This is a genomic window from Geobacillus sp. CAMR5420 (assembly GCF_000691465.1).
GTDB classification, from domain to species: domain Bacteria; phylum Bacillota; class Bacilli; order Bacillales; family Anoxybacillaceae; genus Geobacillus; species Geobacillus thermoleovorans.
Window position 1 is genome coordinate 1 of sequence record NZ_JHUS01000064.1, and the last position, 23251, is coordinate 23251.

Here is a 23251-nt window from a genome sequence, read left to right on the forward strand (position 1 = left end):
CTTCTGAACCGAACCCGTTACTGTCCGCCGCCCCCGCTTATAGAAACTCTGCGCGCGCCTGTTCGTACAAACAGGCAAGCGAATCGAACAAAATGCGCACCGCCTCAGCCATTTCGTCTTCGCTCATCGAAAGAACTGGTATGAACGTCAACACCGGGCCGAGCGGACGGATGACAAGCCCCCTCCGGCGCGCCTCAAGGATGATCCGGTGCTCCACCATGGCCGCGCGCGGAAACACTTCTTTCGTTCTTCGGTCTTTCACGATTTCAATGCCGCACATCAAGCCTTTTTGCCGGATGTCGCCAACAATTGGAATTTCATACAACCGCTCAAGCCATTCGGCCAGCCGGCGCGCCTTCCGCTTTACGCTGTCAATCAAGCTGCGTTTTTCGATGAGCTCAATGTTTTTCAGCGCAACGGAACAAGTGAGCTGATTCCCCGTATACGTATGGCCGTGGTAAAACGTTTTGTCTTCGTCCACATCGCCGAGAAATGCCGCATAAATCTCTTCCGTGACCAGTGTGGCCGCGAGCGGCAAATATCCTCCAGTAATCCCTTTCCCAAGGCAGACAAGATCAGGCTTCACCTCTTCCTGCTCACAAGCGAACATCGTGCCGGTGCGGCCAAAGCCGACGGCGACCTCGTCGCAAATGAAGAGCACCCCATACCGGCGGCAAAGCCTTTCCACTCCTTTTAAAAACCCGCGCGGATGGACGATGATCCCCGCCGCTCCTTGCACAAGCGGCTCGATGACAACCGCGGCGATTTGATCGTGCTGCTCCTCAAGCACCCGTTCCAGCTCACGCAAACAATAGCCGACGATCTCCTGCTCGCTTCCGTATTCGTCCATACGGTACACGTACGGCGACGGCACTTCGATCCGCTCAAACAAAAGCGGCGCAAAAATGCGGTGGAACGTTTCCATGCCGCCAACGCTCACCGCCCCGACCGTATCGCCGTGGTACGCTTCCTTCAACGAGACAAACTTGTTCTTCTTCGCATATTGGACCGGGTCGATGTTTTTCCAATACTGATAGGCGATCTTGAGCGCGATTTCCACCGCCGCCGCCCCGGTATCGGAATAAAACACTTTTGACATGTGCGGCCAATATTCAAGCAACCGTTTGGCCAACAAAATCGACGGCACATTCGCCGAACCAAGCAATGTCGAATGGGCAATTTTCTCCAATTGCTCGCGAAGCGCCGCATTCAGCTCCGGATCGTTATGGCCGTGGACATTGACCCATAGCGACGCATAGCCGTCCAAGTACCGGTTGCCGTCGACATCGTACAAATAGCTTCCTTGCCCGCGTTCAATGATCAAGGGGCGTTCTTTGGCATACTGCTTCATTTGCGTAAATGGATGCCAGACGTACTGCTTGTCCCACTGTTCCAATTGCTCGTAGCTATACGCCAACGCCAAGCACCTCCAGCAGTTGTTTCGCCTTTCCTTGTTCGATCCAATGCTGAGCTAGGGTTTCCAGTTCCCTCCTTGAGACTGCAGGAAGGAGCGGCACGACCGCCAGCACCGGCAGCCGAAGCAAGGCGGCGATCGTTTCGACATTGTTTTGGTGGATGATCTCTTGTTCCTGAAACTGATTAAACATCAGGCCAAGCAGACGAATGCCTTGCGCGTCGGCATACGCCGCCGTCGTCACCGCGTGATGAATCGCACCAAGGCTTGAGAGCGACACGAGAATCGCCGGCAGCTGATAATCACGAAGGAAATCACTCGTCATATAGAATCGTCCGTCGCGCTCACACCACGGAACGGCCAACCCTCCCGCTCCTTCGACGAGCACCACATCATAGCGCTGCGTAAGCCATCCCAACCGTTCGGCCACCCTCTCTGGTTCGATGGACGTGCCGGTCAACTTCGCCGCTAAATGCGGCGACATCGCCGGTTCCATATAGTACATGCCTTCTGATGCGGAAAGCTTCGCCACTCGTTCGTACCAATATTGTTCGGCAAACGACACCCCGTCTTCGGCCAGTCCAGTCTGAACCGGTTTCAACACGCTTACGCTCATCCCAAGCCGCTCCAGCGCCAACGCCACGATGGAAGTGACGACCGTTTTGCCGATTTCTGTTCCTGTTCCCGTCATGAAAATGGCTTGCCCCATTCTCTTATCCCCCCATCCCTCGAGTCATCATGATCGGTCGGACGCGCGGCCATACGCGCGCCGCGATGACCGAACAAACGGCGCAAAGCACGAGATCTCCCGGCACCGGGAGAAGAAAGCCGAACCATAGCGTTTGGCCGATGGAAAGCGGAGCCCCCGCGATCCATTTCATCGCTATGTACAGCCACGCGCAGCCAAACACATACACGACCAACAATGCCGCTGCATTCGCCATCAATATGTCTCTCGCTCTTGTCCATTGAAAGCGGCGGACAAGCAAGCCGCACGTATACGCCCCGGCGATGAAACCGAGCAAATAGCCAAACGTCGGCTTCCAAATATAACCGAGCCCGCCTCCTTCCGCAAACACGGGCGCGCCCGCCAGCCCAATCAAGACATATAGAAGTTGGCTAAGCGCTCCGATTTTTGGGCCAAGCAGACAGCCGGCCAAGTACACCGCCGCGATTTGCAGCGTAAACGGCACATACGGCACCGGAATTTTGATCCACCCACCAACAGCCGTCAACGCGGCAAAAAATGCCGCCCAAACAAAGGAATGGATTCGCACATCTTCCCTCCTCTCCAAATATTTGTTTCTATTGTGCCTGATGTGTTTTTTATTTGTCAACTTTATTTTTATATAGGTTTACATTTAGACAAAAAATATGGAGCCCCCTAACACAGCAGGACTCCTTTTTTGGCGCGGCTCATTTCTCAAACAGACGGCGGAAGCAGTGGCCAACGCTCACCCTTCATCCTCCCACAAGTTAAGCAGGTTCATCTGTTCGCCGTCCGTTTTCGGCATCGCCAGCGATCCACTCTGCCTCTCCTCCTTTTCCAACAACGACGACAATAAGCGCACCGCCTCCGCAATATGCCTTCCTTTGTTCAACATGATGCATTGCGCCTGTTTTCCAACAAAAACATCCGAGATTTCCGCGCGCGACGGAATTCCCTTTTTCGCCATTTGTTCAAGCACTTGCGTCGCCCAAATGACCGGGATGTGAGCCGCCCGGCATAGCGCCAAAACGTCGTTCTGTGCGGCCGCAAGATGTTCAAATCCAATCTCCAGGGCCAAATCGCCGCGCGCAATCATCACACCAAACGCCGGAAACTTCAATCCCTCAAGCAAGATGCGAACGAAGTTATGAAGCGCCGCCCGCGTTTCGATTTTCGCGATCACCGGGAGAGAACCAGCCCCTTGTTCGGCAAGCAAATGATAAAGCTTTCGCAGGTCATGAGGGGCCTGAACAAACGACAGCCCGACGATATCCGCCCATCTCGCGATGAACGGAATCCATTCAAGGTCGCGGTCGGTGAGCGGCGGAACCGTCAAATGGAGAAACGAATCGGGAAGATGGATGCCCGTTCCTTGCTTAATCGCTTTTCGCTTTCCGCCATCGGCAACGACTTTGGCCTCTACATGCCGCTCGTGCACTTTCACGACCCGCGCTGCAATTTGGCCGTCGTTCAAATAAAGGCGGTCTCCCGCCCGCACATTGCGCCACGCTTTCGCCAACGTCGTCGTCATTTTCACACCGCATCCATTCTGCGCCTGTGCAAACGCAGCGTCATCGAAATAAATATACAGCGGTGTACCGACCGTGACAAACGCTTTCATTGGAATGAACAAAACAGAACATAGAGTGAAGGAAGCCGACCCGCGCCGCAGTTTCATCCCTTTTTGCACATAGGCCGTCCGCGAAAGAAGAACTTTAAAACAAGACGGCGCGATTTGTTCCGTGACCCGAAGTTTTCGTTTTTTTCCGCGCACATCGGTAAACAGCAGTTTATCCCCTTCTTCGACGGTCGCTCCGTCCTCAGCCGTCAACTGCCACAAGAATGAAACATCGCGGGGGAGCGGAGACGGCGGCGGGGAAGAAGAGAAGGAAATGAGGCCGAAGAGCGGCTCCATTGGCTCTCCATATAGATTTTTCTTCACAGAGAGCTTCATCGGCCCCGCGTTGACCGCCAAGCGGTCGACCCGGATTTTTGGCCCCGGCAGATCCATGTAAATGCGGCATCGCCTCCCCTGCAGCTGTTGCTCCAACTGCTTCTCGGCTTGACGAATGATGGCCACGAGCGCCTCCCACGTTTCTGGAGAACCGTAGGCGCAGTTGATGCGGGCAATGTCCATGCCATAAAGAAGCAGCCGCTCGATCAGCCCCGGCTCATCCACCCATGCCTCGTCCATCGTCACCATAATGCGTGTCGGCCGAACAGAACTTGGGCTTCCGAACACTGCCTCCGCCCGTTTATGAAGCAACTGTTTCGCTTCCTTTCTTGTCATCTTTCGAAGCTCCCATCCGCCATCAACCCGCGTGCGCAAATAGGCCAAAACTTGTTCGATCGCGTCGATGAGATGAGCCTCTTGCCCCTCGAGCCGCCATCCGGCGTCTTCCATCGCTTCATGCAAATCCGACGGCATATGCTCCCTCATATATAAGTAAGCAAGCAACTGATCTCGGCTCTCTTCATGGGATGGAAGAGGAAAATACTTCTTCTTTTGTCCCACCCACTCCGCCATCCCTCGGTAAAAAGCGGCCAAGCGGGCGCCCAAATCTCGTTTGTCGTGCATCAGCGGCACCAACCCTTGTGAAAAATGCGGTTTTACTTTTATATATTCGCCGCCACCCCAAATGAGGACAGAAAAAAACCGGCGCCATTCGCCGGTTGAATACGACAGAAACAGGAAATCGTTTTTAGCGATATGATTTTTGAACCACAATTTTCGTCCCGCATTGGCAAAGCAGTGAGTGTTTCAGCCGCCGCAACGGCTGGCCGCACTGTTCACAAACGGCCGGTTTATTCACGCGTTTCCTCCCCTTTGCTGCGTGTTTGGTATCTATTATACGCCCATAATTATTTAAAGTAAATATAAAATGATAGCAATTATAAATAAAAAGCAGATCATTTGGACCCTTTTTCCATTTGTGATAAAGTAATGAATGATAGTGCCAATATTCAAAACAAGGAGGCGGTCACGATGTACGACATCGCCATCATCGGCGCTGGACCGGCGGGAGCGAGCGCTGCGATCTTCGCCGCCAAAGCGGGAAAGAAAACAGTGTTGTTTGACAGCGACAAAGGCATGACCAAGCGCGCTTGGGTGGAAAACCATTACGGTGTTCCGGAAATCAGCGGCCCGGAATTGGTCGAAACAGGAAAACGGCAAGCCGCGAAATTCGGCGCGGAATTGGTGGAAACGCAAGTGACAGACGTGCAAAAAACGGACGGCGGCTTCCGCCTCGAAACGGAAAACGGCTCCTTTGAGGCGAAACACGTCATTTTCGCCACCGGCGTCGCCACGGATCTGGCGAAAAAAATCGGCCTGCGCACCAAACCGGGCACGGAGCCGCGCATTAAAACGGTGATTGACGTCGACGCCAATGGCAAAACGAACATCGACGGCATTTGGGCGGCAGGGACGGTGGCCGGCGTCAGCGTTCATACGATCATCACAGCGGGCGACGGGGCGAAAGTCGCCATCAACGTCATCAGCGAACTGAACGGCGAACGGTATGTTGATCACGATGTATTGAAAAAATAACAACGAAGGTGTCCCAAACAGCGGGACACCTTTTCTAATAGCGCCATGGAAACGGCCGGGACGCAAGATGACGGGCTGAACTGCCTGTTGCGTCGTACCCGCATCGACATAGCGGCCCCGATCCATCCAAGGGCGCTTATTGTCCAATGCTCCGGTACTTCCCTTCAAAAAACAAGAGCGGGTCGCCCGGTTCGTCTTTCATCAAAATATCGGTCACTTCCCCAAAGTAAAGCGTATGATCGCCGGCCACGTACGTGCTGTGGACGTTGCATAAAATATTCGCCAACGCCTCCGGCAAAATCGGATGGCCGTTCACCCAATCAAACGAAACGGGGCGCTCTTCTTTCAACTGGCCGGCAAACAAGCGCGACAACTCCTCTTGATCGCGCCGCAAAATGTTGACGGCAAATTTCCCCGTTTGCTTGACAATGTCATGCATTCGCGCTTTATGGCCAATGGAGACGACGACAAGTTTCGGGTCGAGCGAAACGGACATAAACGCGTTCGCCGTCATTCCTTTCGCTTCCCCTTGAAAGTCGGTCGTCACGACCGTCACGCCGGTCGCAAATTTTCCCATGGCTCTGCGAAATGTACGATCATCCATACGTTTCTCCCATCCTTCCCTTTTCGTCATCCAGCAGCCCTACGCCTTCAGCTGGCGGTTGGGCGGCTTTCCTTCTTGATGTTTCCACACGACGGGCGCTTCGTCCGACATCTTGCCTCTATGGCTAGGCCCCATTCATGCCGAAATGAGGGTCAAATCTACCCCCATCATAGCAGAAATAGGGGAAAGAAACAACGACGATATACGGCTGTCATCGGCGGCCCGCCGCTCCAAGGTACGCCTCTGCCACCCGCTCATCGGCAAGCAGCTCGGCGGCCTTCCCGTGCACCACGATGCTTCCCCGTTCCAACACATACGCCTCATCCGCTGTCTGCAGGGCGGCACGCACGTTTTGCTCGACAAGAATCATGGCCGTCTGAAATTGATCGCAGAGCTGTGTCAGCATCCCCATCACTTCCTTGACCACAAGCGGCGCCAGCCCTAACGATGGTTCGTCAAGCAAGAGCAGCTTCGGTCTCGCCATCAGCCCGCGGGCGATCGCCAGCATTTGCTGTTCGCCGCCGCTTAATAGTCCTCCCGGACGGTCGAGCATCGTTTGCAGTTTCGGGAACAGTTCAAGCACCCGCTCATAGTCGCGCTTCACTTCCTGTCCGTCGCGGCGGTGGCGGCGGTACGCCCCCAGCAGCAAGTTCTCCCTCACGGACAGGCTGTCAAAAATTTGCCGCCTCTCCGGCACAAGGCAAATGCCTTTTTCAACAATTTGCTCCACCTTTCCGTATGGAAGCGGTTTATGTTCAAAAAGAATCTCCCCTTCGGTTGGAGCGTAGACGCCGGCAATCGTGCCGAGCAGCGTGCTTTTGCCCGCCCCGTTGGCGCCGACAACAGTGACGATTTTTCCTTCGTCCACTTGCAAACTGACCCCTTTTAACACGTGCAAATGGCCGTGGTAGACATGAACGTTGCGAAGCACGAGCATCAGACCGCCTCCTCTCCCAAATACGCCTTGATGACATCAGGATGCCGCGCAATCTCTTCCGGCGCCCCTTCGGCGATTTTTTTCCCATAATCGAGGACGACGATCCGGTCGGCGATCGCCATCACCGTTTCCATATCATGTTCCACGAACAAAAAGGTAAAGCCTTGTTCCCTCATCGCCAGCAACACATCAACGAGCTGCTTTGATTCTTGCGGGTTCAGCCCGGCCATCGGCTCGTCAAGCAAAATGAGCGAAGGACGAGACACAGCCGCCCGAGCGATTTCCACGAGCCGCTGCATCCCATATGGCAGCGTGCCTGCCCGCTCACAGGCGAGATGGGCCAAACCGACCTGCTCGAGGCAGGAAAACGCCTGTTTCTGCGCTTGCCTTTCTTCTTTCACCGTACGCGGCAGCCGAAAGCCGGCGCTGAGGATTCCGCTCTTCAACCGTGAATGAAATCCGACCATCACATTTTCCAACACCGTCATATCAGAAAACAGCTGCAAGTTTTGAAACGTCCTTGTCATTCCCAGCATCGCCAACTCGTGCGGTTGTTTGCCGCTGACCACGGCTCCTTGAAAACGAACGAGACCACTCGTCGGCGGAATAATGCCGCTGATCATATTGAACAAGGTCGTTTTGCCTGCCCCGTTCGGCCCGATCACCGCGACGATTTCTTCTTTTTTTACGTGAAAGGACACGTTCTGCACCGCCTGAACGCCGCCAAATGACTTGGACAATTGCTCCACTTCGAGCAACACTGCGCTCATCCCCGCTCCCCTCCGATCGAACGCGCCTTATGCCTCTCAACTGTGGCTATCTGCTTCTCTTGACGTCCGCCCATTTCAAAAAAGCGCCGCATCCTCTTTTGCATCACACCCGTCAACCCGTTCGGCATATAAATCAACATGACCACCAACAACAAGCCAAAAAAGACAATTTCAAACTCTCCGCCGGCATTCGGAAGCAACAGCGGGACAACGGCTTTGAGCCATTCTCCTAAACAAACATAGACGGCCGCGCCGACGAGCCCGCCCCACACATGGGCCGATCCACCGATCACCACCATAATCAAAAAGGAAATCGACGGGACGATGCCGAATAAGTCCGGATTGATAAACGTGACATAATGGGCGTATAAGCTCCCGGCCACCGATGCGTAAACCGCGCTGAGCATAAACATTTGCAGCTTGTATTTCATAATGTTCACCCCAAGCGAACTTGCGGCCACTTCACTTCCATGAATCGCCCGCAGCGCCCTTCCGACCCGGGAGCGGACAATATTATGGGCAAACCATAACCCGGCCAGAACAAACAACGAAACGAGGTAGTAAAACTGGAGATCGCTTTGCAACGGAACCCCGGCTATACGGATCGGCGGAATGCCAAAAAAACCATTCAGCCCTCCCGTGATCTCTTTCCATTCCTTGAAAAATGTAAACATAATGACGCCAAAGCCTAACGTCGCCAACGCCAAATAATGCTCACGCAGCCGAAAAACTGGGATGCCGACCACAAGCGCCACCAATGCAGCCAAAACCGCGCCGGCAGCCAGCGCCAGCCAGGACGGCCATCCCGCATGCGCGGTCAAATAGGCGGACGCATAAGCCCCGATGCCGTAAAACGCCGCCTGGCCGAGCGAAATTTGGCCCGCATACCCCATCAACAGCGTCATCCCTGTGCTCACGAGCGCGTACAGCCCGATGAGAATCAGAGTGCTTAGCACGTAGTTATTGCCGAAGACGAGCCAAGGGAGACCGAGCCAGACGGCTGCGCCAACAAGCAAGAGCCATCGTTTCCGTCCATCCGTCATTCGTTGACCGTGCTCCATCCATCCGCCCCCCTTACACTCGTTTTCCTGTCATCTTGGCAAACAACCCGTTTGGCATGAAAAACAGAACAAGCAATAGCAGCCCGAAGCTGATCGCTTCTTTGTACCCCGAGGACAAGTATCCTTCCGCAAATGATTCAAGCAGCCCGACGAGAAACGCACCGGCGATCGCCGCCGGGGCGTTCGTCAATCCCCCGACAACAGCGGCAATAAACGCCTTCAGCCCGATCATCATTCCCATATCATAAGACGCGCCCGAAATCGGGGCGATGACGATTCCCGCCAGCGCTCCAAGACCGGCGCTGACGGCAATCGCGCCAAGCGACATTTTGCGGATGTCAATCCCCATCAACCGAGCGGCAAACGGATTGATGACACAGGCCGCCACCGCCTTGCCGATGTACGTTCGGTGAAAAAACAGATGCAAGGCGGCAAAACTTGCGAGCGAAATGACGATCGCCCAGACGCTTTGCCATTGGATGACCGCTCCAAACACCTCAAGCGCCCCATGGCCCGTAAAGAGGCGCAGCGCGTACGGATCCGTCCCCCAAACAAGCAAGGCGATCCCGCGGAATACAAACGACGCCCCGATCGTAATGATAATGAGCACCGCGACAGGCGAACGGCGCGCCGGCTGAATCGCCAGCCGCTCAAACAGCCCACCGACGACCATCACCGCAAGCATGCTCAAACCGATGGCCGCGGCAAACGGCACTCCGTTATTGACCAACGTAATGCAAAACAACGCCCCCAACATAGCGAAATCGCCTTGAGCCAAATTTAAAATGCCGGTCACGCTGTACGTAATGACAAACCCGATCGCCACCAACGCGTAAATGCTGCCGACCGTCAGCCCGGAAAACAACAGCTGCACAAACTGGCTCCACGCTTCCATGCCCCGTCCCTCCTTCAACGGTTAGGTGGAACAAAAGGGAATTAGCGACCTCATTCCCTGTTTACTGCTCGGCAAGGACAAACTTGCCGTCTTGAATTTGCACCATCACCAAACTGTCGGCGTCAAGCCCTGTATGGTCGTCTTTCGACATATGGAAGACGCCCGAAATGCCGATAAATTTTCTTGTATTCTCCAGAACCGACCGTATTTTCTCTTGATCCGCGCCGCCCTCCTTGATCGCATTGACCAATAAATGGAACGCATCCCACGCATGTCCGCCAAACGTTGTCGGGGCATAGCCGTACGCTTTCTCAAACTGTTCTTTGTATTTTAGCAGCGTTTCTTTTTGCGGGTCGCTGTCCGGAAGCTGATCGGCCACTAAAATGCGCCCGGCAGGGAACCATACGCCGTTGGCCGCCTCCCCGGCCAAGTCGATAAAGCTTTTCGTGCCGATGCCGTGGCTTTCCACAATCGGCGCCTCAATGCCCAACTGGCGGATGTTTTTCGTGACGACCGCCGATTCCTGCGCCGTTCCCCATACGATAATGGCTTGCGGATTCGCTTTTTTCACCTTTGTCAACATCGCTTTCGCGTCATCGACCGTCGCCTCAAATTCCTCTTCGATGACGGCTTTCACCCCATATTCCGGGGCATAATGCACAAACTCTTCATGCCCGCTTGTTCCGTATGCATTGGCGACGTTCAGCCAAGCGACGTTCGTCCATCCTTTTTCCTTTAAAAAACCAAGCAGCTTCTGAATGACGATATTGTCCCCTTGAGCGGTTTTAAATGTCCAATGACGCGAGGATCCATCGCTTGGGTTGACGATTTGTTTGCTTGCGGCGAGGGAAATGTACGGAATGCCTGCTTTTTCAATGAGTGGAATCATGGCTAAGGAGTTGCCGCTGATCGTGCCGCCGATGATGGCCGTCACTTTGTCTTGTTCGATGAGTTTTTTCGTGGATAATACGGCCTCGTTTTGGTTGGACTTGTCATCATAGGCAATCAGCTTAATTTTCTTTCCATCAATGCCGCCTTGCTTGTTCCATTGCTCAACGAGCATTTTGACCGTCTCCATCTCCGGTTTGCCAAGCGGGGCCGCCCCGCCGGAAGCCGAAAAAATGGCGCCAATTTTGATTTCATCCTCTCCTCCCGATGTCGCCGTCTTCCCACAGGCGGCAAGGAAAATGAGCAACAATGCCGCCATCAATAGAGACATTCCTTTTTTCATCTTTTTTGCCCCCTTTTATATTGACAACGCTTTCAAATCATCGTTCTCCCGCCAGGCCTCCACCCGGCGGAAGAAGATCAGCGCCGCCGCTTAAACGCTTCGGCGGTGTTGATTTTGTGTTGACGAACGTATTGTTCGATTTCATGCGGCGGCGCCTGTTCACGCAACAGACGGATGATCTCTCGATGTTCTTCGATCGATGCTTTCGCCCGCTGCGGCACAAAGGTGAAGCCGTAGGCGCGGATGCGCTTCATCCGCTGCCAAATTTGCTTGATTTGCTCTTCAAGATAGGCGTTGCCGCAATGGGCGTAAATCAGAGAGTGAAATTCATAGTTCAGCTCGCTGAACCGTTCCAGCTCCAGCTCTTCAAGCGCCCGCTCCATCCGCTCGTTTACTTGCTCAAGCCGATCGATCGCCTCCTTTGTCAAATGGGGGGAGCCGAGCGCGGTCGCATAGCCTTCCAGCACAGCCAACACCGACAGCGTCTCGATATATTCTTTCTCGTTGATGTTGCTCACAACGGCGCCTGTATACGGCTTAAATTCGACAAGCCCTTCCGCCTCGAGCTGGCGGATCGCCTCGCGCACCGGGATGCTGCTGAGTCCAAGCTCGCGGGCGATTTGGTCGATGACGACGCGGTATCCCGGGCCATAGACGCCGTTTTCAATGCGGGAAAGAATATACTCGTAAGCCAATTGGGTTTTGTTTTTCGCTTTCGTTTCCATACATCTATCATATATCACATAATATATGTTGACCAGCTGTTATTTCTGTTCTGCAGACAAAGCGGAAGGCGGCTTCGCCTTGCCGAACGAAGGGATCGGCGGGTCGCCGACCGCGACGTGGACGACTTGCACTTCCGTATAGAAATCAAAGCTGTAATGCCCACCTTCGCGGCCGATGCCGCTGTATTTCGTCCCGCCAAACGGGATGCGCAAATCGCGGACGTTCGGCGAGTTGACCCACGCCATCCCGCTTTCGATCGCTTGGGCGACGCGGTGGCCGCGCTTCATATCGTTCGTCCAGACGTATGCCGCCAGCCCGTATTTCACATCGTTCGCCAGCCGGATCGCCTCTTCTTCATCCGCAAAGGACATGACCGCCATGACCGGTCCGAAAATCTCTTCCTGCGCCACCCTCATGCCGTTATGGCAACCAAGCAGCAACGTTGGCGGCACAAAATTGCCTTTTTCCAACCCTGTTGGAACGCTGGGGGCATAGACGTCCGCCCCTTCTTGCTTGGCGATGTCAATATAGCGGTTCACCCGCTCCCAGTGAGCACGGTGAATGAGCGGGCCAAGCTCGGTCGCTGGAGCCATGGGATCGCCGATGACGATGCGGTCGACGCGCTCTTTGAGCCGAGCGACAAATTCGTCGTAAATCGACTGCTCGAGCAGCAGCCGCGAGTTGGCCGTGCACCGTTCGCCATTGAGCGAAAACACGCCCCAAACCGCCGCATCGAGCGCCCGTTCGAGATCCGCATCGGCGAACACAATGAGCGGCGACTTGCCGCCGAGCTCCATCGATGTTTTTTTCAACGTTGCGGCGCTGTTGCGGATAATTTCCATGCCGGTCGTCGTCTCGCCGGTAAACGAGATGAGGCGCACATCCGGGTGGGCAACCAATGCGGCGCCCGCCGTTTCGCCAAACCCGTGCACGACGTTGAACACCCCGCGAGGCAGCCCGGCTTCATCGATGATTTCCGCCAGTTTATTCGCCGTCAACGGCGACCATTCGGCCGGCTTCAAGACAACGGTGTTGCCGGTCGCCAGCGCGGGAGCCACCTTCCACGTTTCCAGCATAAACGGCGTATTCCACGGCGTAATGAGCCCGGCGACGCCGACTGGTTTATAAACGGTATAGTTTAAAAACTGACCATTCACATGGTACGCCTCGCCGACAAGGCGCGTCTTCACCATTTCCGCGTAAAAGCGGAAGTTTTCCGCCGCGCGGGCGGCTTGCTTTTTCGCCTGGCTGATCGGAATGCCGGTGTCAAGCGCCTCTAAATAGGCGATGTCGTCCGCATACTGCTCAATCAAGTCAGCAATGCGGAAAAGGTAACGAAGGCGCCGTTCGACCGGCATTGTCCGCCACGGCCCGTGATCAAACGCCTCCTTCGCCGCCCGGACCGCTGCGTCGATGTCTTCTTTCCGCCCCTCGGCTATCTGGTTGATCGTCCCGTTCGTAAACGGATTGATGTTGTCGAAATACGCACCGGCTGCCCCTTCCACAAACTGCCCATTGATATAATGAAGCACTTTTGGTTGCACTGCCATTCGTTTCCCCTCCCGCTATGTCCGATAACGCGCATGAATGTTGTTGTGTTTATACGTCCCCGCCTCGCTGAATTCATACAGCTCAAGCGACAGCGCCAAATAGCGTTTGGCGAACAGCGGGGCGAAATGGTCTTTCATCACGGCAAACAGCTCGTCGCCGACTTCTTTTTTCACCTGTTCCGGACGCCCGGCGCCGATTTTCAGCGTCCCGTGCACAAACGCATCGTCTTCGGCCCCATCAGCCACATAATACTCGTCAAGCCGAATGGCGCGCGAGCGGATGCCGCCGACGGGAAACCAATCGCTCCGCTTGATCAGCACGCGGTGAATTTTTTCAAGCAAGCCGCGAATATCGGCCTCTTCGCCGATATTGGCCGTGTATTCCAAAATAAAGTGCGGCATCATTCCTCCTCCTTTGGCTAGACGATGTAATTGATCAGCCGGCCGATGCGTTCGATTTCGGCCACGACTTCATCGCCGGGCTGGACGTTCACCGCCCCTTTCGGCGTGCCGGTCAAAATCACGTCGCCAGGCGCGAGCGTCATGAATTCGGTGATGTACTCAAGCAAATACGGGATCGAAAAAATCATATCGCCCGTATATCCTTCCTGCACAACCGCCCCATTGACATACGTCCGCAAACGAAGCGCCATCGGATCGCCGACTTCCTCATGGCTGACGATCCACGGGCCTAGCGGCGTCGTCCGGTCGCGGTTTTTGACGCGGAAATTCGGCCGGTAGTAATTTTCCAAGTAGTCGCGAACAGCGTAATCGTTGGCAATCGTGTAACCGAAAATGTAATCGTACGCCCGTTCCGCTTTCACCCGGCTGGCCGGGCGGCCGATGACGACCGCGAGCTCGCATTCATAATGCATCATGTTGACCCCCTCCGGGCGAACGGTTCGGCCGCGATGGCCGATGAGCGTATTTTTCCCTTTGAAAAATAAAAGCGGCTCTTTCGGCGCAACAAAAGACAATTCGCCGGCATGCTCGGCATAATTCAATCCAAGCGCCACGATCACTCCCGGCTCCACCGGGGGAAGCCACATCACTTCAAGCTCCCCGACGATCGTTCCGTCCGGCAGGCGGAGGCGGCCATCGTCGAGCGGCTCGGCTTCGGTCACGATTCCGTTCCAGGCCACACGCGCCCGCCTCATCATTCATCGCCTCCTTGTTCCAGGGCGATTTCATTTTCCAACACACCGATCCTTTCGATTTCGATGCGCACCACATCTCCTGCTGTAACAAGCGGCGCATCGGCCGGCCAGCTGAAAAACAGCACATCGCCTGGGTAAAGGGTCATAAATTCGGTCACCTCAGCAAGCCATTGTTCGACTGGAAGGCGAAAGCGGCTCGGGTCTGCACGCTGGACGAGGCGCCCGTTGACGTATACGCGTGCGGTCAAGGATGACAGCGGCGACGCTTCCTCTTTCGGCACGATCCACGGGCCGACTGGGGCGAACCCGTCGCGCGCCTGCTCCTTCACCGCCGGGCGGTGCCGCTGCTCGTGTGGAATCGACAGATCATTCACGATCGTATAGCCGAATACAAAATCGAGCGCCTGCTCGCGCCGCACGCGCGCCGCCGTCCGCCCGATCACCAGCCCGAGCGCCGGAGCAGCCTGAAGATGCTTTACCCAACGAGGCAGAAGCACCGGACGCCGATGGGCGTTGATGGTGTTTGCCGGCTTCATATACAGCACCGGGCCTTCCGGCGGCTTTTCATACGGCGGGGCGTTCATTTCGGTTGACAACGCTTCCCACTCCTTTTCATCATTCAGCGCCACCCCGTACATCGCCCCGTCAACAGGCGCAGCCCATTCCCATTCATCGATGCGGTGCGTCCGACCGCCAAACGACACCGTTCCGCTCCAAGGATCCGCCTTCGCCTCAATCGCCCGCACCATGCCGGCCAGGCGCAAGCGCACATTCGCCATCATGTATCCTCCTCATCTGTATCGATGCCATTTGAAGCTTTACCATTTGCAGCTCTTACCGAGCATTTGATCGCGCTTTGGCGTGACGGAGGCAAGCCTGCGGCTTGCCTTCGACAGTCAAAAATGGATGAGCCACTTTTCCGTCAAGGATATGTTAAACGATTTCGTTGCATCTAATATGCCTGTTGCCAGGCGTGTTGATGAACCAATCAAAATCAGTTGAGAAAGCACTGTTCCCGGCTTTTCTGCCGCCGTCGGCAAGCGGTTCGCTTGCCGACGGAGCGTGCAGCTGCATGGCGCTCTGTTTTCGGGAAGCAACGAATCATCAACACTCGTGACCGGTTGCACGCGCTTGTTTTATGTCGCTTTTTGCATTTCTTCGTCCTGCGTCTCTTCAGCCAGCAAGCCGTATTTGACGAGCGTGCGGCGGATTTGCTGCTGATGCTCTTCGCTTGGCAAATCGAGCGGCAGCCGGAGCTTCGGGGTGATTTTCCCCATCATCCCGAGCGCCGCTTTCACCGGACCTGGATTCGTTTCAATGAACAGCACATCATTGAGCTCCATCAGTTCAAAATGAAGATCTTGCGCCCGCTTGATGTCGCCTTCAAACCAAGCGTCGTGCAGCTCGGCCACTTTATGCGGCACGACGTTCGCCGTCGCGCTGATCGATCCGGCGCCGCCGATCGCCAGCATCGGATAGCACAAAAGCTCGATGCCGGAAAAGAGAAGGAAATCGCGCCCGCAATGCCACAACACCCGGTTGACATGCTCGAAGTCTTTGTTCGACTCTTTCACGCCGATAATGTTCGGACAATCTTCGGCCAGCCGCGCCAACGTTTTGACTTCCAAATTGACCGCCGTCCGCCCCGGAATGTTGTAGACGATGATCGGAATGTCGACCGCCTCGGCCACCGCCTTAAAATGTTTATACAGCGCCTGCTGGGACGGACGGTTGTAATACGGGACGATGACCATCGCGGCATCGGCCCCAATCTCTTGCGCAAATTTGGTCAGCTCGATCGTTTCCGCATGGTTGGTCGAGCCCGTCCCCGGCACGAACGGCACCCGACCCGCCACCGCTTTTTTCGCCGTTTCCATCACCTGTTTTCGCTCTTCAAGCGTCAGCGAGCTCGGCTCTCCCGACGTTCCCGTGACGGAAATGCCATGCGTGCCGCTTTCAATATGCCAATCGATGAGCGCGGCGAGCGCCGCAAAATCAACGTTTCCTTCCTCATCAAACGGCGTGACGACCGGCGCGATCGAGCCGCGCAGCCGTTCTTTCGCCTCGTGGTATGCCATCCCTTTGCCCCCTATTGACTTTATTTTTCTGAATCTTATTTATATTGTACACATTATCATATATGAAATCAACGATAAAATCATATATAATCTTGATCCCAAAAAACCGCGAGCAGAAAGGCGGCGGTCTTTTTCTAAATCAGGAAGGTCGGTTTCCGCTTCGCCAATGTCGGTTCGTTCGGCTCGATCGGCTGGCCGCTGTGAACGTCAAGGACGATGGACGCCTCTTCAAACCAGCTGTCCGGCGCCGCATGCCCCCAGAACGTTTGACGGCGCGGATCGTCCAAATCCCAGCGGATCGGCGGAAAATCGGGGTCGCTCGTCAAATAATCGCCGTTATACAGCTCAATTCGGTGGCCATCCGGGTCGCGCAAATAGACAAAGAAGGCGTTCGACAATCCGTGGCGGCCCGGCCCGCGTTCAATGTTCGGCGCATATCCGGCCGCCGCCAGCACATCGCACGCATGGATCAGGCTGAGCGGGTCCGGCAGCCAAAACCCGATATGGTGAAGGCGCGGCCCTTTTCCGTTCATCAGCGCCAAATCGTGGACGTTTTGCTTCCGGTGCAGCCATGCAGCCCAAAGTTTCCCATCCTCTGTTTCCGTATACTCCGAGCAGGCAAAGCCCAAACCATGGACATAAAAGTCGTACGCGTTCTTTACATCTCTAACCGCGCAGTTGAAATGATCGATGCGCTGCACGCGGGCGCCGCGGTGCAAGTCATACCGCTGCAAAAGCCGCTCTGTTTTCTCCATCTGGGCAAAAAACTCAAGCGGCAGCCCGGACGGATCTTGAACGCGAAATGCCCGACCGATGGCGTTTTGGCTTCCCGCTTCCAGCCATTTCGGCTGCAGCGTTTGCGCCGCAAACCATTCATAAAGCGCTTCCAATTCCTGCTCGGAACCGACTTTGTAGCCAAGCGCCTCGACCGCAGGGCGGGGCCCCTTTTTCAATAGAAGACTATGATGATGATATTCTTCCAGCCCCCGCAAATACAGATGGCTCTCATCCGCTTCCGTCACGACAAACCCAAGCACCCGTTCGTAAAAATCGCGGGCGGCGGCCAAATCGGTCACATGCAGCACCGCGCGGGCGCAGCGAATAATGGAAAATGTCATCATCCTTCTCCCCTTTCGAAAAATCCAACTCAATTTGCACTGTCACCGCTGGCTGTCGGAAGGAATGAACACGCTTTTGGCGCCGCGCAGAAATTCGCGTACAAACTGTTTATACGGCTCTTTTTCGTAGCCGTCAAAATACGCCATCCCCATCCGAACGGGATCTCCGAAAAAGTAATATTCGTAATGCGTCTGTCGGGCTCCGAACGCGCTCATCGTGAGATCCCAGGCGAGACGGAACAGCTGGACGCGTTCATAGCCGTCCACCGTCGCCCCTTGCATCGCGCGGCGGACGATATCTCCAATTTCTTCATGATGGAAATCGGCTTCAGTCGGAATCGCCATCAACCCCGATGCTCCTAAAATGCGGATGATCTCCGAAAGCCGTGGATAAATGCGCGGATACCAGTTGCGCGCGGCATCGAGCGCGGCAAAATCCGGCGTCATCGTTCCCCAGCGGTCTCGCTTCGCATTGTGCTCAGCCCGGTACAGGTGGCTCTTCATCGTCTCGAGGACGAGCATGATTTCCGCCCCTTTATCTTTCACATGCTGGAATTCGCCGATGCCGATTGCTTCGATCAGACAAAGCGTGACACCGAGCAAAAACTCCGTTTTGACGATGTTTTTCGCCACCACTTGATGGGACATATGAATGACCGCGTTCGTCTCACGGAACGTCCGGTTGCAAATCGATGAATTGCCGCAAACAAACACGCGCTCCCACGGCACAAACACGTTTTCAAACGAAACGATGGCATCGCCCTCTTCAAAGCGGGACGCCAGCGGATGGTCCCACGCACTCCGCCCGTAGTCAAACGCCTCGCGGCAAATGAACTTGACGCCCGGCGTATTGTTCGGAATGGCAAAGGCGAGCGCGTACGGGTCTTCACCAGCTGTCGATTTTTTCACGGTTGATGGAAACACTAAAATTTCGTCCGTAATCCCGCCTTGCGTCGCCAACAGACGGATGCCGCTGACGATGATCCCGTCTTTTCGCCGTTCCACCAAATGGAGCGGCACATCGGCATCGTTTTGTTCATGAAGCGCCTTGGCGCGATTCATTTGCGGATGGATGAGCGTGTGCGTCAAGCTGATGTCGTTTTCACGCGCGTACTCATAGTAGTTTTTCGCGTTTTCGGCAAACATCGGATCATCTTCGGCAAATAGATCATTGGCGACGCCCATGGCCATGACTTCCGCGTTTAAATAATCGGGAGAACGGCCCATCATCCCCGCCGACATACGCGCCCATTCTTGCGTCGCCTCGCGGCGGGCGATGAGCTCGTCAATGGTTGTCGGCTGAATGAACGTCATGCCGACGAACTGCCCGGTTGTCGGCGACCGGTACAACATTTTCTCCGGCTTTTCATATTGCCGGTCGTAAAGCGCCGCCATCGAACGGACGACGTTGCGGAACGCCGGATGAACAGTGACATCCTCAACTTTTTCCCCGTGGATGTACACGCTGCTTTTCGCCCGCTTGAGCCGCTCCATATACTCCTGACCTGTTTTGGCCGGCATTTTCATTCCCCCCGTTTTCACGTATAATAGATAAGGAAGCGCTATCATTCAGAATGTTCAAAATTAATATAACATATGATTTCATATATGAAAAATACAAAAATGATCAACCATCCTATACGAAAAAGATATGGAAGCAAGAGAGGAGTCACGGCCATGATCGATGTGAAGCAGCTGAAATACTTCGTCACGATTGCCGAAGAGGGGCAAATCACCAAAGCGGCGCAAAAGCTTCATATCGCCCAGCCGCCGCTCAGCCAGCAGCTGAAGCAGCTCGAAGAAGAGCTCGGCGTTCCTTTATTTGACCGGAAGGCGAAAAAAATGGAGCTCACCGCACCGGGCAAAGCGTTTTACGAAAAGGCGAAACGGCTGCTCGCCCAGCTGGATGACGCCGTAGCGGAAGTAAAAGAAATCGAAGAGGGAACGGCGGGAACGCTGTCGATCGGCTGCGTTAAATCGTGCTTTTACTATTTGGCCCAAGCCATCCGTCACTTCCATGAACAAGCCCCGAACGTGACCTTTCATCTCCGTGAAGGAGATACATTTTCCATTTGCCAGCTGCTTTACGAGCGGCACATTGACATCGGCATCGTCCGCCTGCCGATCGACTCGGCTGATTACGACGTCATCCGTCTGCCCGGCGAACGTTATGTCGGCGTGTTGCCGGCGCAATGGAAAACCGGCCAAACCGCGTTATGCATGCGCGATTTTGCGGATTGGCCGCTTCTCCTTCTCCACCGAGTGCATGGCGCCGGACAGTACGAGCGGGTCATCGAGGAATGCCGCCGCCATGGCTTTGAACCGAACGTTCTATGCGAATGCCCGGACGCGACCATATTGCTCTCCCTTGTCGCCCAAGGCCTCGGGGCCACCATTGTGCCGCAATCCACCGTAGCCTTGTTTCGCCTCCCTGGCATCAAGGTGCTGGAGATCATCGACTCTTCGATGACAGCGGAAGCCGCCGCCATCCTCGACCGACAACGGTATTTGCCGAAAAGCGCCCGAACATTCCTCGACGTGCTCCAAACCGTTGCCGCCCGCGCCGCCGGTGAACAACATGAAGAAAGATAGCGATTCCTCCAATCGTGGACGCTCAAGGGAAACGTCATGCCCTCGTTGCGCCGTCCTTTTTGTTCAATGACCTGCTTTTCAAAAAATGAGGCGCCGTTGGGCGCCTCATCACAACCCTGCCGACCGCTGCAGCCGCTTGGCGATTTCGAAAAAATCTTCGGCCGAAATCCCGGGGGCGAATTCTTCCGGCACTTCGTCCAAATCGGGGATCGCCCCCCCTTGGGGCGCTCCTTCGACCACCTCGAGCGGCTGTCCATCGCTTGGATGGGTTCCTTGCCAAATGCGGACGATTTCTTTGTAATAGCGATCGCTGAACGTATAAAGCCGGCGGTGGACGCCTTGATCCTCATACTTTCTCGCCTCGTCGAACACACGGTTATCCAACTTCGGGATCGGCAGCAGTTTCGTCACATCGACCCCCGTAGCCACTTCGATCGCTTTGGCGTACGCCAAAATATGAACGCCCCCGCGCACAAGCAAGTAGCCGATCATCTCGCGGGCGGTAGGGTGGTCCGTCATTTCATAGACGCGCATTTTATGCGTGCGCGCTCCGCATTCAAGGAAAAAGTTGTGAAGCAAATCCAAAATCAAGTTGCCGCTGTTGAACACGTACTCCCCCGTCCACGCCTTCCCCATCGAATCGCCGGGAAACGCCGTCTGCGCCGTCGCGATAAAATGATACGTATTGCGCTTGTCTTTCGCATCCTTCATCGGCGCTGTATCCGGATCACCTGGATGGGTGGAGCCGGTCAAGCAAAGGTTGATCGCATTGGACACGAGCTCCACATGGCCAAACTCTTCGGCGGTGATGCTCGCCACCAACTCGTAAAACGGGCGCAGCTTCTGTTTTTGCCGAAAATTGAATGACTGAAACAAATAATTGTTTAACGTCGACATTTCTCCGAAACGGCCGCCAAGCAGCTCCTGAACAGCGGCAGCCGCATTGGGGTCCGCGTATTTGGGCTTCGGCAATTCAATCGCCAGCCGGTCGATCCGCTGAAATACCACGACTCTTTTCCTCCTCTCCATTAATTGCTGAGGCGAACAGACACCACTTGCGCCAAGCGGATGTAATAAACCGCCTGATGCGCCGAGATGACGATATGGTCCGGCTTCACATCCCTCACAGTTCCTTGGATCGAACCGCGGACGGTTTCCACCACCACTTCTTTGCCGTTCAAAGCTTGGAAAGCGTGGTACACATACGGGTCAACCAGGGCAATGAGCTGCGGTGACGAAGCATGGGACGCGTAGGGCTGGTTCATTCTCATTTCCTCCCTTTTGATGCGCTGAAGAAGATTCCCTTTTTATCCATATGCCGCCCCATGCAGAACATGACAAAAAAACCCAACGTCGAGAAAAGAAAGCGGCCTGATGCTCAAGGACATTCAAGCCGCTTCCAAAGATGTTTACGCCGCTAGAAAGCGACGAATGCTCGGAATCTTTTGCACAACAAAACGATCAAACAGCCAAATTGCGGCGAGCGACAAAGCAAATAACGGCATCACAATTCCTGCAGCGATCATGCCGCCCCACACCGTTTTCGCCGCTTGAGGGTCTTTCACCCGCGCCGGAGCGCCGAAACCGTCTTTCGGCTTGCGCTTGCGCCACATGACAAAGCCGCTGACGCACAAAAACACAAGCCCGAGGCAAAAAACGAGATTGACGAGCTGATTGGCCAGCCCAAACAACCGCCCTTCATGGAACGCGATGCCAATCGTAATCGCTTTGGCCAATGCGCCGTAGTCGGAAAAGCGGACATCGCTCAGCACCCGTCCCGAATATTGGTCAATATGCAAGGTGGCGTTATCCCACGGCTTCGTCTTCGATGTCGCAACGGTAAACACCCCTTTCGGCCCTTGCGGCAGCGAAATGGTGAACGGCTTTTTCACCTTTTTCGCCTCCGCGATCGCATACACGTCATCGAGCGACAACGAAGTCGTGTTGTGTGTATGAACAGAAGGCACCGGCAGTTGCTCGGCCGCCCATGGCACGTCTTGCGCCACGTCTTTGGTGACCACTTTCGATTCCGGCTTCGGTCCGAAGCTGAACGCAAACGGCGGATACCCGGTGTTTGTCGCCGTCGCCACGCGGTTGATGACCTCCCCCATGACCCCTGTCCACGGCATCCCTGTCACAATGAGCAGCAAAATGCCGATGCTCAACCATATGCCTGTCACTGCATGCCAATCGCGCCAAGCCAACCGTTTTTTCGCCCGCCAGCGCGGCCAAAACGTCCCGAGAACAGAGAATGATTGCCGCGGCCACCAAAGATAGAGGCCCGTGGCCAACAAAATAAAGCCCCAACAAGCCGCCAGCTCTACAAAACGGTTGGCTGCCGTTCCGCCAATCAATAGCTCGCTGTGGATTTTTTTCGCGATTTCCGTCCAATTCTCATCCGCGCGCAATGCCCCTTGAATCTCCCCGGTATACGGATTGACAAAAGCAAACACCATTTCTCCTTTGTCCATCATCCCGATTTTCACGGTCCGATTCGCTTCTTTCTCAAGCGTCACAGAGACAACGGAATCATGCGGATATTTCTCCTTGACCCGTTCCGTCAGCTCAACGAGAGACAGCCTTTTTTCCCCTACCTTGTCCACCTCGTACAAATGGCCGTACAGAGCCGATTCGATCTGCGGCTTAAACAAATAGACGGCCCCGCTCAACGCCAAAATGATCAGAAACGGCGCAAAGATGATCCCGGCATAGAAATGCCACCTCCAGACCGCCGCATACATCGGCCGCTGTTTGTCCGCCGCCTTCACCGTTTGTTCCACAGTTTTCCCCCCTGCCATGTTTTCATGTTTTTCAGTAGGCAGTATAGAACAAAACTGTGTCCAAACGGTGAGCAATCGG

The 23251-nt window shown here is 55.1% G+C and carries 23 protein-coding genes; 2 read left to right on the forward strand and 21 right to left on the reverse strand.

Going from position 1 to position 23251, the window contains the following annotated elements:
- Positions 1–37: 37 nt before the first annotated feature.
- From bioA to DI44_RS01920, 4 genes are all read right to left on the reverse strand, one after another.
- Entirely contained in the window at positions 38–1417 is a 1380-nt protein-coding gene (gene bioA / locus DI44_RS01935) for an adenosylmethionine--8-amino-7-oxononanoate transaminase (protein WP_015375755.1), read from the reverse strand.
- Entirely contained in the window at positions 1407–2123 is a 717-nt protein-coding gene (bioD, locus tag DI44_RS01930) for a dethiobiotin synthase (protein ID WP_033026211.1), read from the reverse strand. The genes bioA and bioD overlap by 11 nt, the downstream gene beginning before the upstream one ends.
- Before the next feature lie 4 nt (positions 2124–2127).
- On the reverse strand, positions 2128–2691 hold the full coding sequence (locus tag DI44_RS01925; protein ID WP_011232488.1) for a biotin transporter BioY: 564 nt from the start codon (positions 2689–2691) through the stop codon (positions 2128–2130).
- A gap of 177 nt (positions 2692–2868) precedes the next feature.
- Entirely contained in the window at positions 2869–4701 is a 1833-nt protein-coding gene (locus tag DI44_RS01920; RefSeq protein ID WP_241766398.1) for a pyruvate kinase, read from the reverse strand.
- A gap of 408 nt (positions 4702–5109) precedes the next feature.
- Between DI44_RS01920 and DI44_RS01915 the strand changes: the two genes are divergently transcribed.
- A complete protein-coding gene (locus tag DI44_RS01915) occupies positions 5110–5673 on the forward strand; it encodes an FAD-dependent oxidoreductase (RefSeq protein ID WP_033026214.1) in 564 nt (187 codons plus the stop codon).
- A 136-nt stretch (positions 5674–5809) separates the two neighbouring features.
- On the opposite strand, the gene DI44_RS01910 is transcribed toward DI44_RS01915, so the two are convergent.
- The 14 genes from DI44_RS01910 to hpaB form a co-directional block, all read right to left on the reverse strand.
- Positions 5810–6277, reverse strand: coding sequence for a flavin reductase family protein (locus DI44_RS01910; RefSeq protein WP_033026215.1), 468 nt, complete (start codon positions 6275–6277; stop codon positions 5810–5812).
- 211 nt (positions 6278–6488) lie between these two features.
- Complete coding sequence (locus tag DI44_RS01905; protein WP_033026216.1) at positions 6489–7214, reverse strand: ABC transporter ATP-binding protein; 726 nt, start codon at positions 7212–7214, stop codon at positions 6489–6491.
- Positions 7214–7984, reverse strand: a complete 771-nt coding sequence (locus tag DI44_RS01900) for an ABC transporter ATP-binding protein (protein WP_033026217.1) — start codon at positions 7982–7984, stop codon at positions 7214–7216. Before DI44_RS01900 ends, DI44_RS01905 begins: the two co-directional genes overlap by 1 nt.
- Complete coding sequence (locus DI44_RS01895; protein WP_021321757.1) at positions 7981–9045, reverse strand: branched-chain amino acid ABC transporter permease; 1065 nt, start codon at positions 9043–9045, stop codon at positions 7981–7983. Before DI44_RS01895 ends, DI44_RS01900 begins: the two co-directional genes overlap by 4 nt.
- Positions 9046–9058: 13 nt before the next feature.
- Positions 9059–9940, reverse strand: coding sequence for a branched-chain amino acid ABC transporter permease (locus DI44_RS01890; protein ID WP_021321756.1), 882 nt, complete (start codon positions 9938–9940; stop codon positions 9059–9061).
- A 61-nt stretch (positions 9941–10001) separates the two neighbouring features.
- Positions 10002–11171, reverse strand: a complete 1170-nt coding sequence (locus tag DI44_RS01885) for an ABC transporter substrate-binding protein (protein ID WP_013144282.1) — start codon at positions 11169–11171, stop codon at positions 10002–10004.
- A 77-nt stretch (positions 11172–11248) separates the two neighbouring features.
- Positions 11249–11896 (reverse strand): GntR family transcriptional regulator, encoded by a 648-nt coding sequence (locus tag DI44_RS01880; RefSeq protein WP_021321755.1) that lies wholly within the window; start codon positions 11894–11896, stop codon positions 11249–11251.
- A gap of 39 nt (positions 11897–11935) precedes the next feature.
- On the reverse strand, positions 11936–13447 hold the full coding sequence (hpaE, locus tag DI44_RS01875) for a 5-carboxymethyl-2-hydroxymuconate semialdehyde dehydrogenase (protein WP_011232498.1): 1512 nt from the start codon (positions 13445–13447) through the stop codon (positions 11936–11938).
- A 15-nt stretch (positions 13448–13462) separates the two neighbouring features.
- The gene (locus DI44_RS01870) at positions 13463–13849 is read right to left on the reverse strand and encodes a 5-carboxymethyl-2-hydroxymuconate Delta-isomerase (RefSeq protein ID WP_021321754.1); all 387 of its coding nucleotides are present in this window, start codon (positions 13847–13849) and stop codon (positions 13463–13465) included.
- A 17-nt stretch (positions 13850–13866) separates the two neighbouring features.
- Complete coding sequence (locus tag DI44_RS01865; protein WP_011232500.1) at positions 13867–14607, reverse strand: fumarylacetoacetate hydrolase family protein; 741 nt, start codon at positions 14605–14607, stop codon at positions 13867–13869.
- On the reverse strand, positions 14604–15383 hold the full coding sequence (locus tag DI44_RS01860) for a fumarylacetoacetate hydrolase family protein (protein WP_021321753.1): 780 nt from the start codon (positions 15381–15383) through the stop codon (positions 14604–14606). Before DI44_RS01860 ends, DI44_RS01865 begins: the two co-directional genes overlap by 4 nt.
- 357 nt (positions 15384–15740) lie before the next feature.
- A complete protein-coding gene (hpaI, locus tag DI44_RS01855) occupies positions 15741–16682 on the reverse strand; it encodes a 2,4-dihydroxyhept-2-ene-1,7-dioic acid aldolase (RefSeq protein ID WP_011232502.1) in 942 nt (313 codons plus the stop codon).
- A gap of 134 nt (positions 16683–16816) precedes the next feature.
- The gene (hpaD, locus tag DI44_RS01850; RefSeq protein ID WP_021321752.1) at positions 16817–17800 is read right to left on the reverse strand and encodes a 3,4-dihydroxyphenylacetate 2,3-dioxygenase; all 984 of its coding nucleotides are present in this window, start codon (positions 17798–17800) and stop codon (positions 16817–16819) included.
- Between the two features lie 42 nt (positions 17801–17842).
- Entirely contained in the window at positions 17843–19321 is a 1479-nt protein-coding gene (hpaB, locus tag DI44_RS01845) for a 4-hydroxyphenylacetate 3-monooxygenase, oxygenase component (RefSeq protein ID WP_021321751.1), read from the reverse strand.
- Positions 19322–19477: 156 nt separating this feature from the next.
- Here hpaB and DI44_RS01840 point away from each other — a divergent pair, with 156 nt between their 5' ends.
- Positions 19478–20392 carry a LysR family transcriptional regulator gene (locus DI44_RS01840; protein WP_014196697.1) on the forward strand — a complete coding sequence of 305 codons (915 nt, stop codon included), beginning with the start codon at positions 19478–19480 and terminating at the stop codon, positions 20390–20392.
- Between the two features lie 108 nt (positions 20393–20500).
- Here the strand turns inward: DI44_RS01840 and DI44_RS01835 are convergent, their stop codons facing one another.
- From DI44_RS01835 to DI44_RS01825, 3 genes are all read right to left on the reverse strand, one after another.
- Complete coding sequence (locus tag DI44_RS01835; protein WP_014196698.1) at positions 20501–21400, reverse strand: manganese catalase family protein; 900 nt, start codon at positions 21398–21400, stop codon at positions 20501–20503.
- Positions 21401–21420: 20 nt separating this feature from the next.
- Complete coding sequence (locus DI44_RS01830; RefSeq protein ID WP_013144273.1) at positions 21421–21657, reverse strand: YuzF family protein; 237 nt, start codon at positions 21655–21657, stop codon at positions 21421–21423.
- Between the two features lie 144 nt (positions 21658–21801).
- The gene (locus tag DI44_RS01825) at positions 21802–23172 is read right to left on the reverse strand and encodes a PepSY domain-containing protein (protein ID WP_014196699.1); all 1371 of its coding nucleotides are present in this window, start codon (positions 23170–23172) and stop codon (positions 21802–21804) included.
- Positions 23173–23251: the final 79 nt, after the last annotated feature.

What these genes read in the sequence shown, in the direction of transcription:
- bioD (WP_033026211.1), bottom strand. Translation starts at nt 2,123, where the DNA reads ATGGGGCAAGCCATTTTCATGACGGGAACAGGAACAGAAATCGGCAAA.
- DI44_RS01920 (WP_241766398.1), bottom strand. Translation starts at nt 4,701, where the DNA reads ATGCACGACAAACGAGATTTGGGCGCCCGCTTGGCCGCTTTTTACCGA.
- DI44_RS01915 (WP_033026214.1), top strand. Translation starts at nt 5,110, where the DNA reads ATGTACGACATCGCCATCATCGGCGCTGGACCGGCGGGAGCGAGCGCT.
- DI44_RS01910 (WP_033026215.1), bottom strand. Translation starts at nt 6,277, where the DNA reads ATGGATGATCGTACATTTCGCAGAGCCATGGGAAAATTTGCGACCGGC.
- DI44_RS01905 (WP_033026216.1), bottom strand. Translation starts at nt 7,214, where the DNA reads ATGCTCGTGCTTCGCAACGTTCATGTCTACCACGGCCATTTGCACGTG.
- DI44_RS01900 (WP_033026217.1), bottom strand. Translation starts at nt 7,984, where the DNA reads ATGAGCGCAGTGTTGCTCGAAGTGGAGCAATTGTCCAAGTCATTTGGC.
- DI44_RS01895 (WP_021321757.1), bottom strand. Translation starts at nt 9,045, where the DNA reads ATGGAGCACGGTCAACGAATGACGGATGGACGGAAACGATGGCTCTTG.
- DI44_RS01890 (WP_021321756.1), bottom strand. Translation starts at nt 9,940, where the DNA reads ATGGAAGCGTGGAGCCAGTTTGTGCAGCTGTTGTTTTCCGGGCTGACG.
- DI44_RS01885 (WP_013144282.1), bottom strand. Translation starts at nt 11,171, where the DNA reads ATGAAAAAAGGAATGTCTCTATTGATGGCGGCATTGTTGCTCATTTTC.
- DI44_RS01880 (WP_021321755.1), bottom strand. Translation starts at nt 11,896, where the DNA reads ATGGAAACGAAAGCGAAAAACAAAACCCAATTGGCTTACGAGTATATT.
- hpaE (WP_011232498.1), bottom strand. Translation starts at nt 13,447, where the DNA reads ATGGCAGTGCAACCAAAAGTGCTTCATTATATCAATGGGCAGTTTGTG.
- DI44_RS01870 (WP_021321754.1), bottom strand. Translation starts at nt 13,849, where the DNA reads ATGCCGCACTTTATTTTGGAATACACGGCCAATATCGGCGAAGAGGCC.
- DI44_RS01865 (WP_011232500.1), bottom strand. Translation starts at nt 14,607, where the DNA reads ATGATGAGGCGGGCGCGTGTGGCCTGGAACGGAATCGTGACCGAAGCC.
- DI44_RS01860 (WP_021321753.1), bottom strand. Translation starts at nt 15,383, where the DNA reads ATGGCGAATGTGCGCTTGCGCCTGGCCGGCATGGTGCGGGCGATTGAG.
- hpaI (WP_011232502.1), bottom strand. Translation starts at nt 16,682, where the DNA reads ATGGCATACCACGAGGCGAAAGAACGGCTGCGCGGCTCGATCGCGCCG.
- hpaD (WP_021321752.1), bottom strand. Translation starts at nt 17,800, where the DNA reads ATGACATTTTCCATTATTCGCTGCGCCCGCGCGGTGCTGCATGTGACC.
- hpaB (WP_021321751.1), bottom strand. Translation starts at nt 19,321, where the DNA reads ATGCCGGCCAAAACAGGTCAGGAGTATATGGAGCGGCTCAAGCGGGCG.
- DI44_RS01840 (WP_014196697.1), top strand. Translation starts at nt 19,478, where the DNA reads ATGATCGATGTGAAGCAGCTGAAATACTTCGTCACGATTGCCGAAGAG.
- DI44_RS01830 (WP_013144273.1), bottom strand. Translation starts at nt 21,657, where the DNA reads ATGAACCAGCCCTACGCGTCCCATGCTTCGTCACCGCAGCTCATTGCC.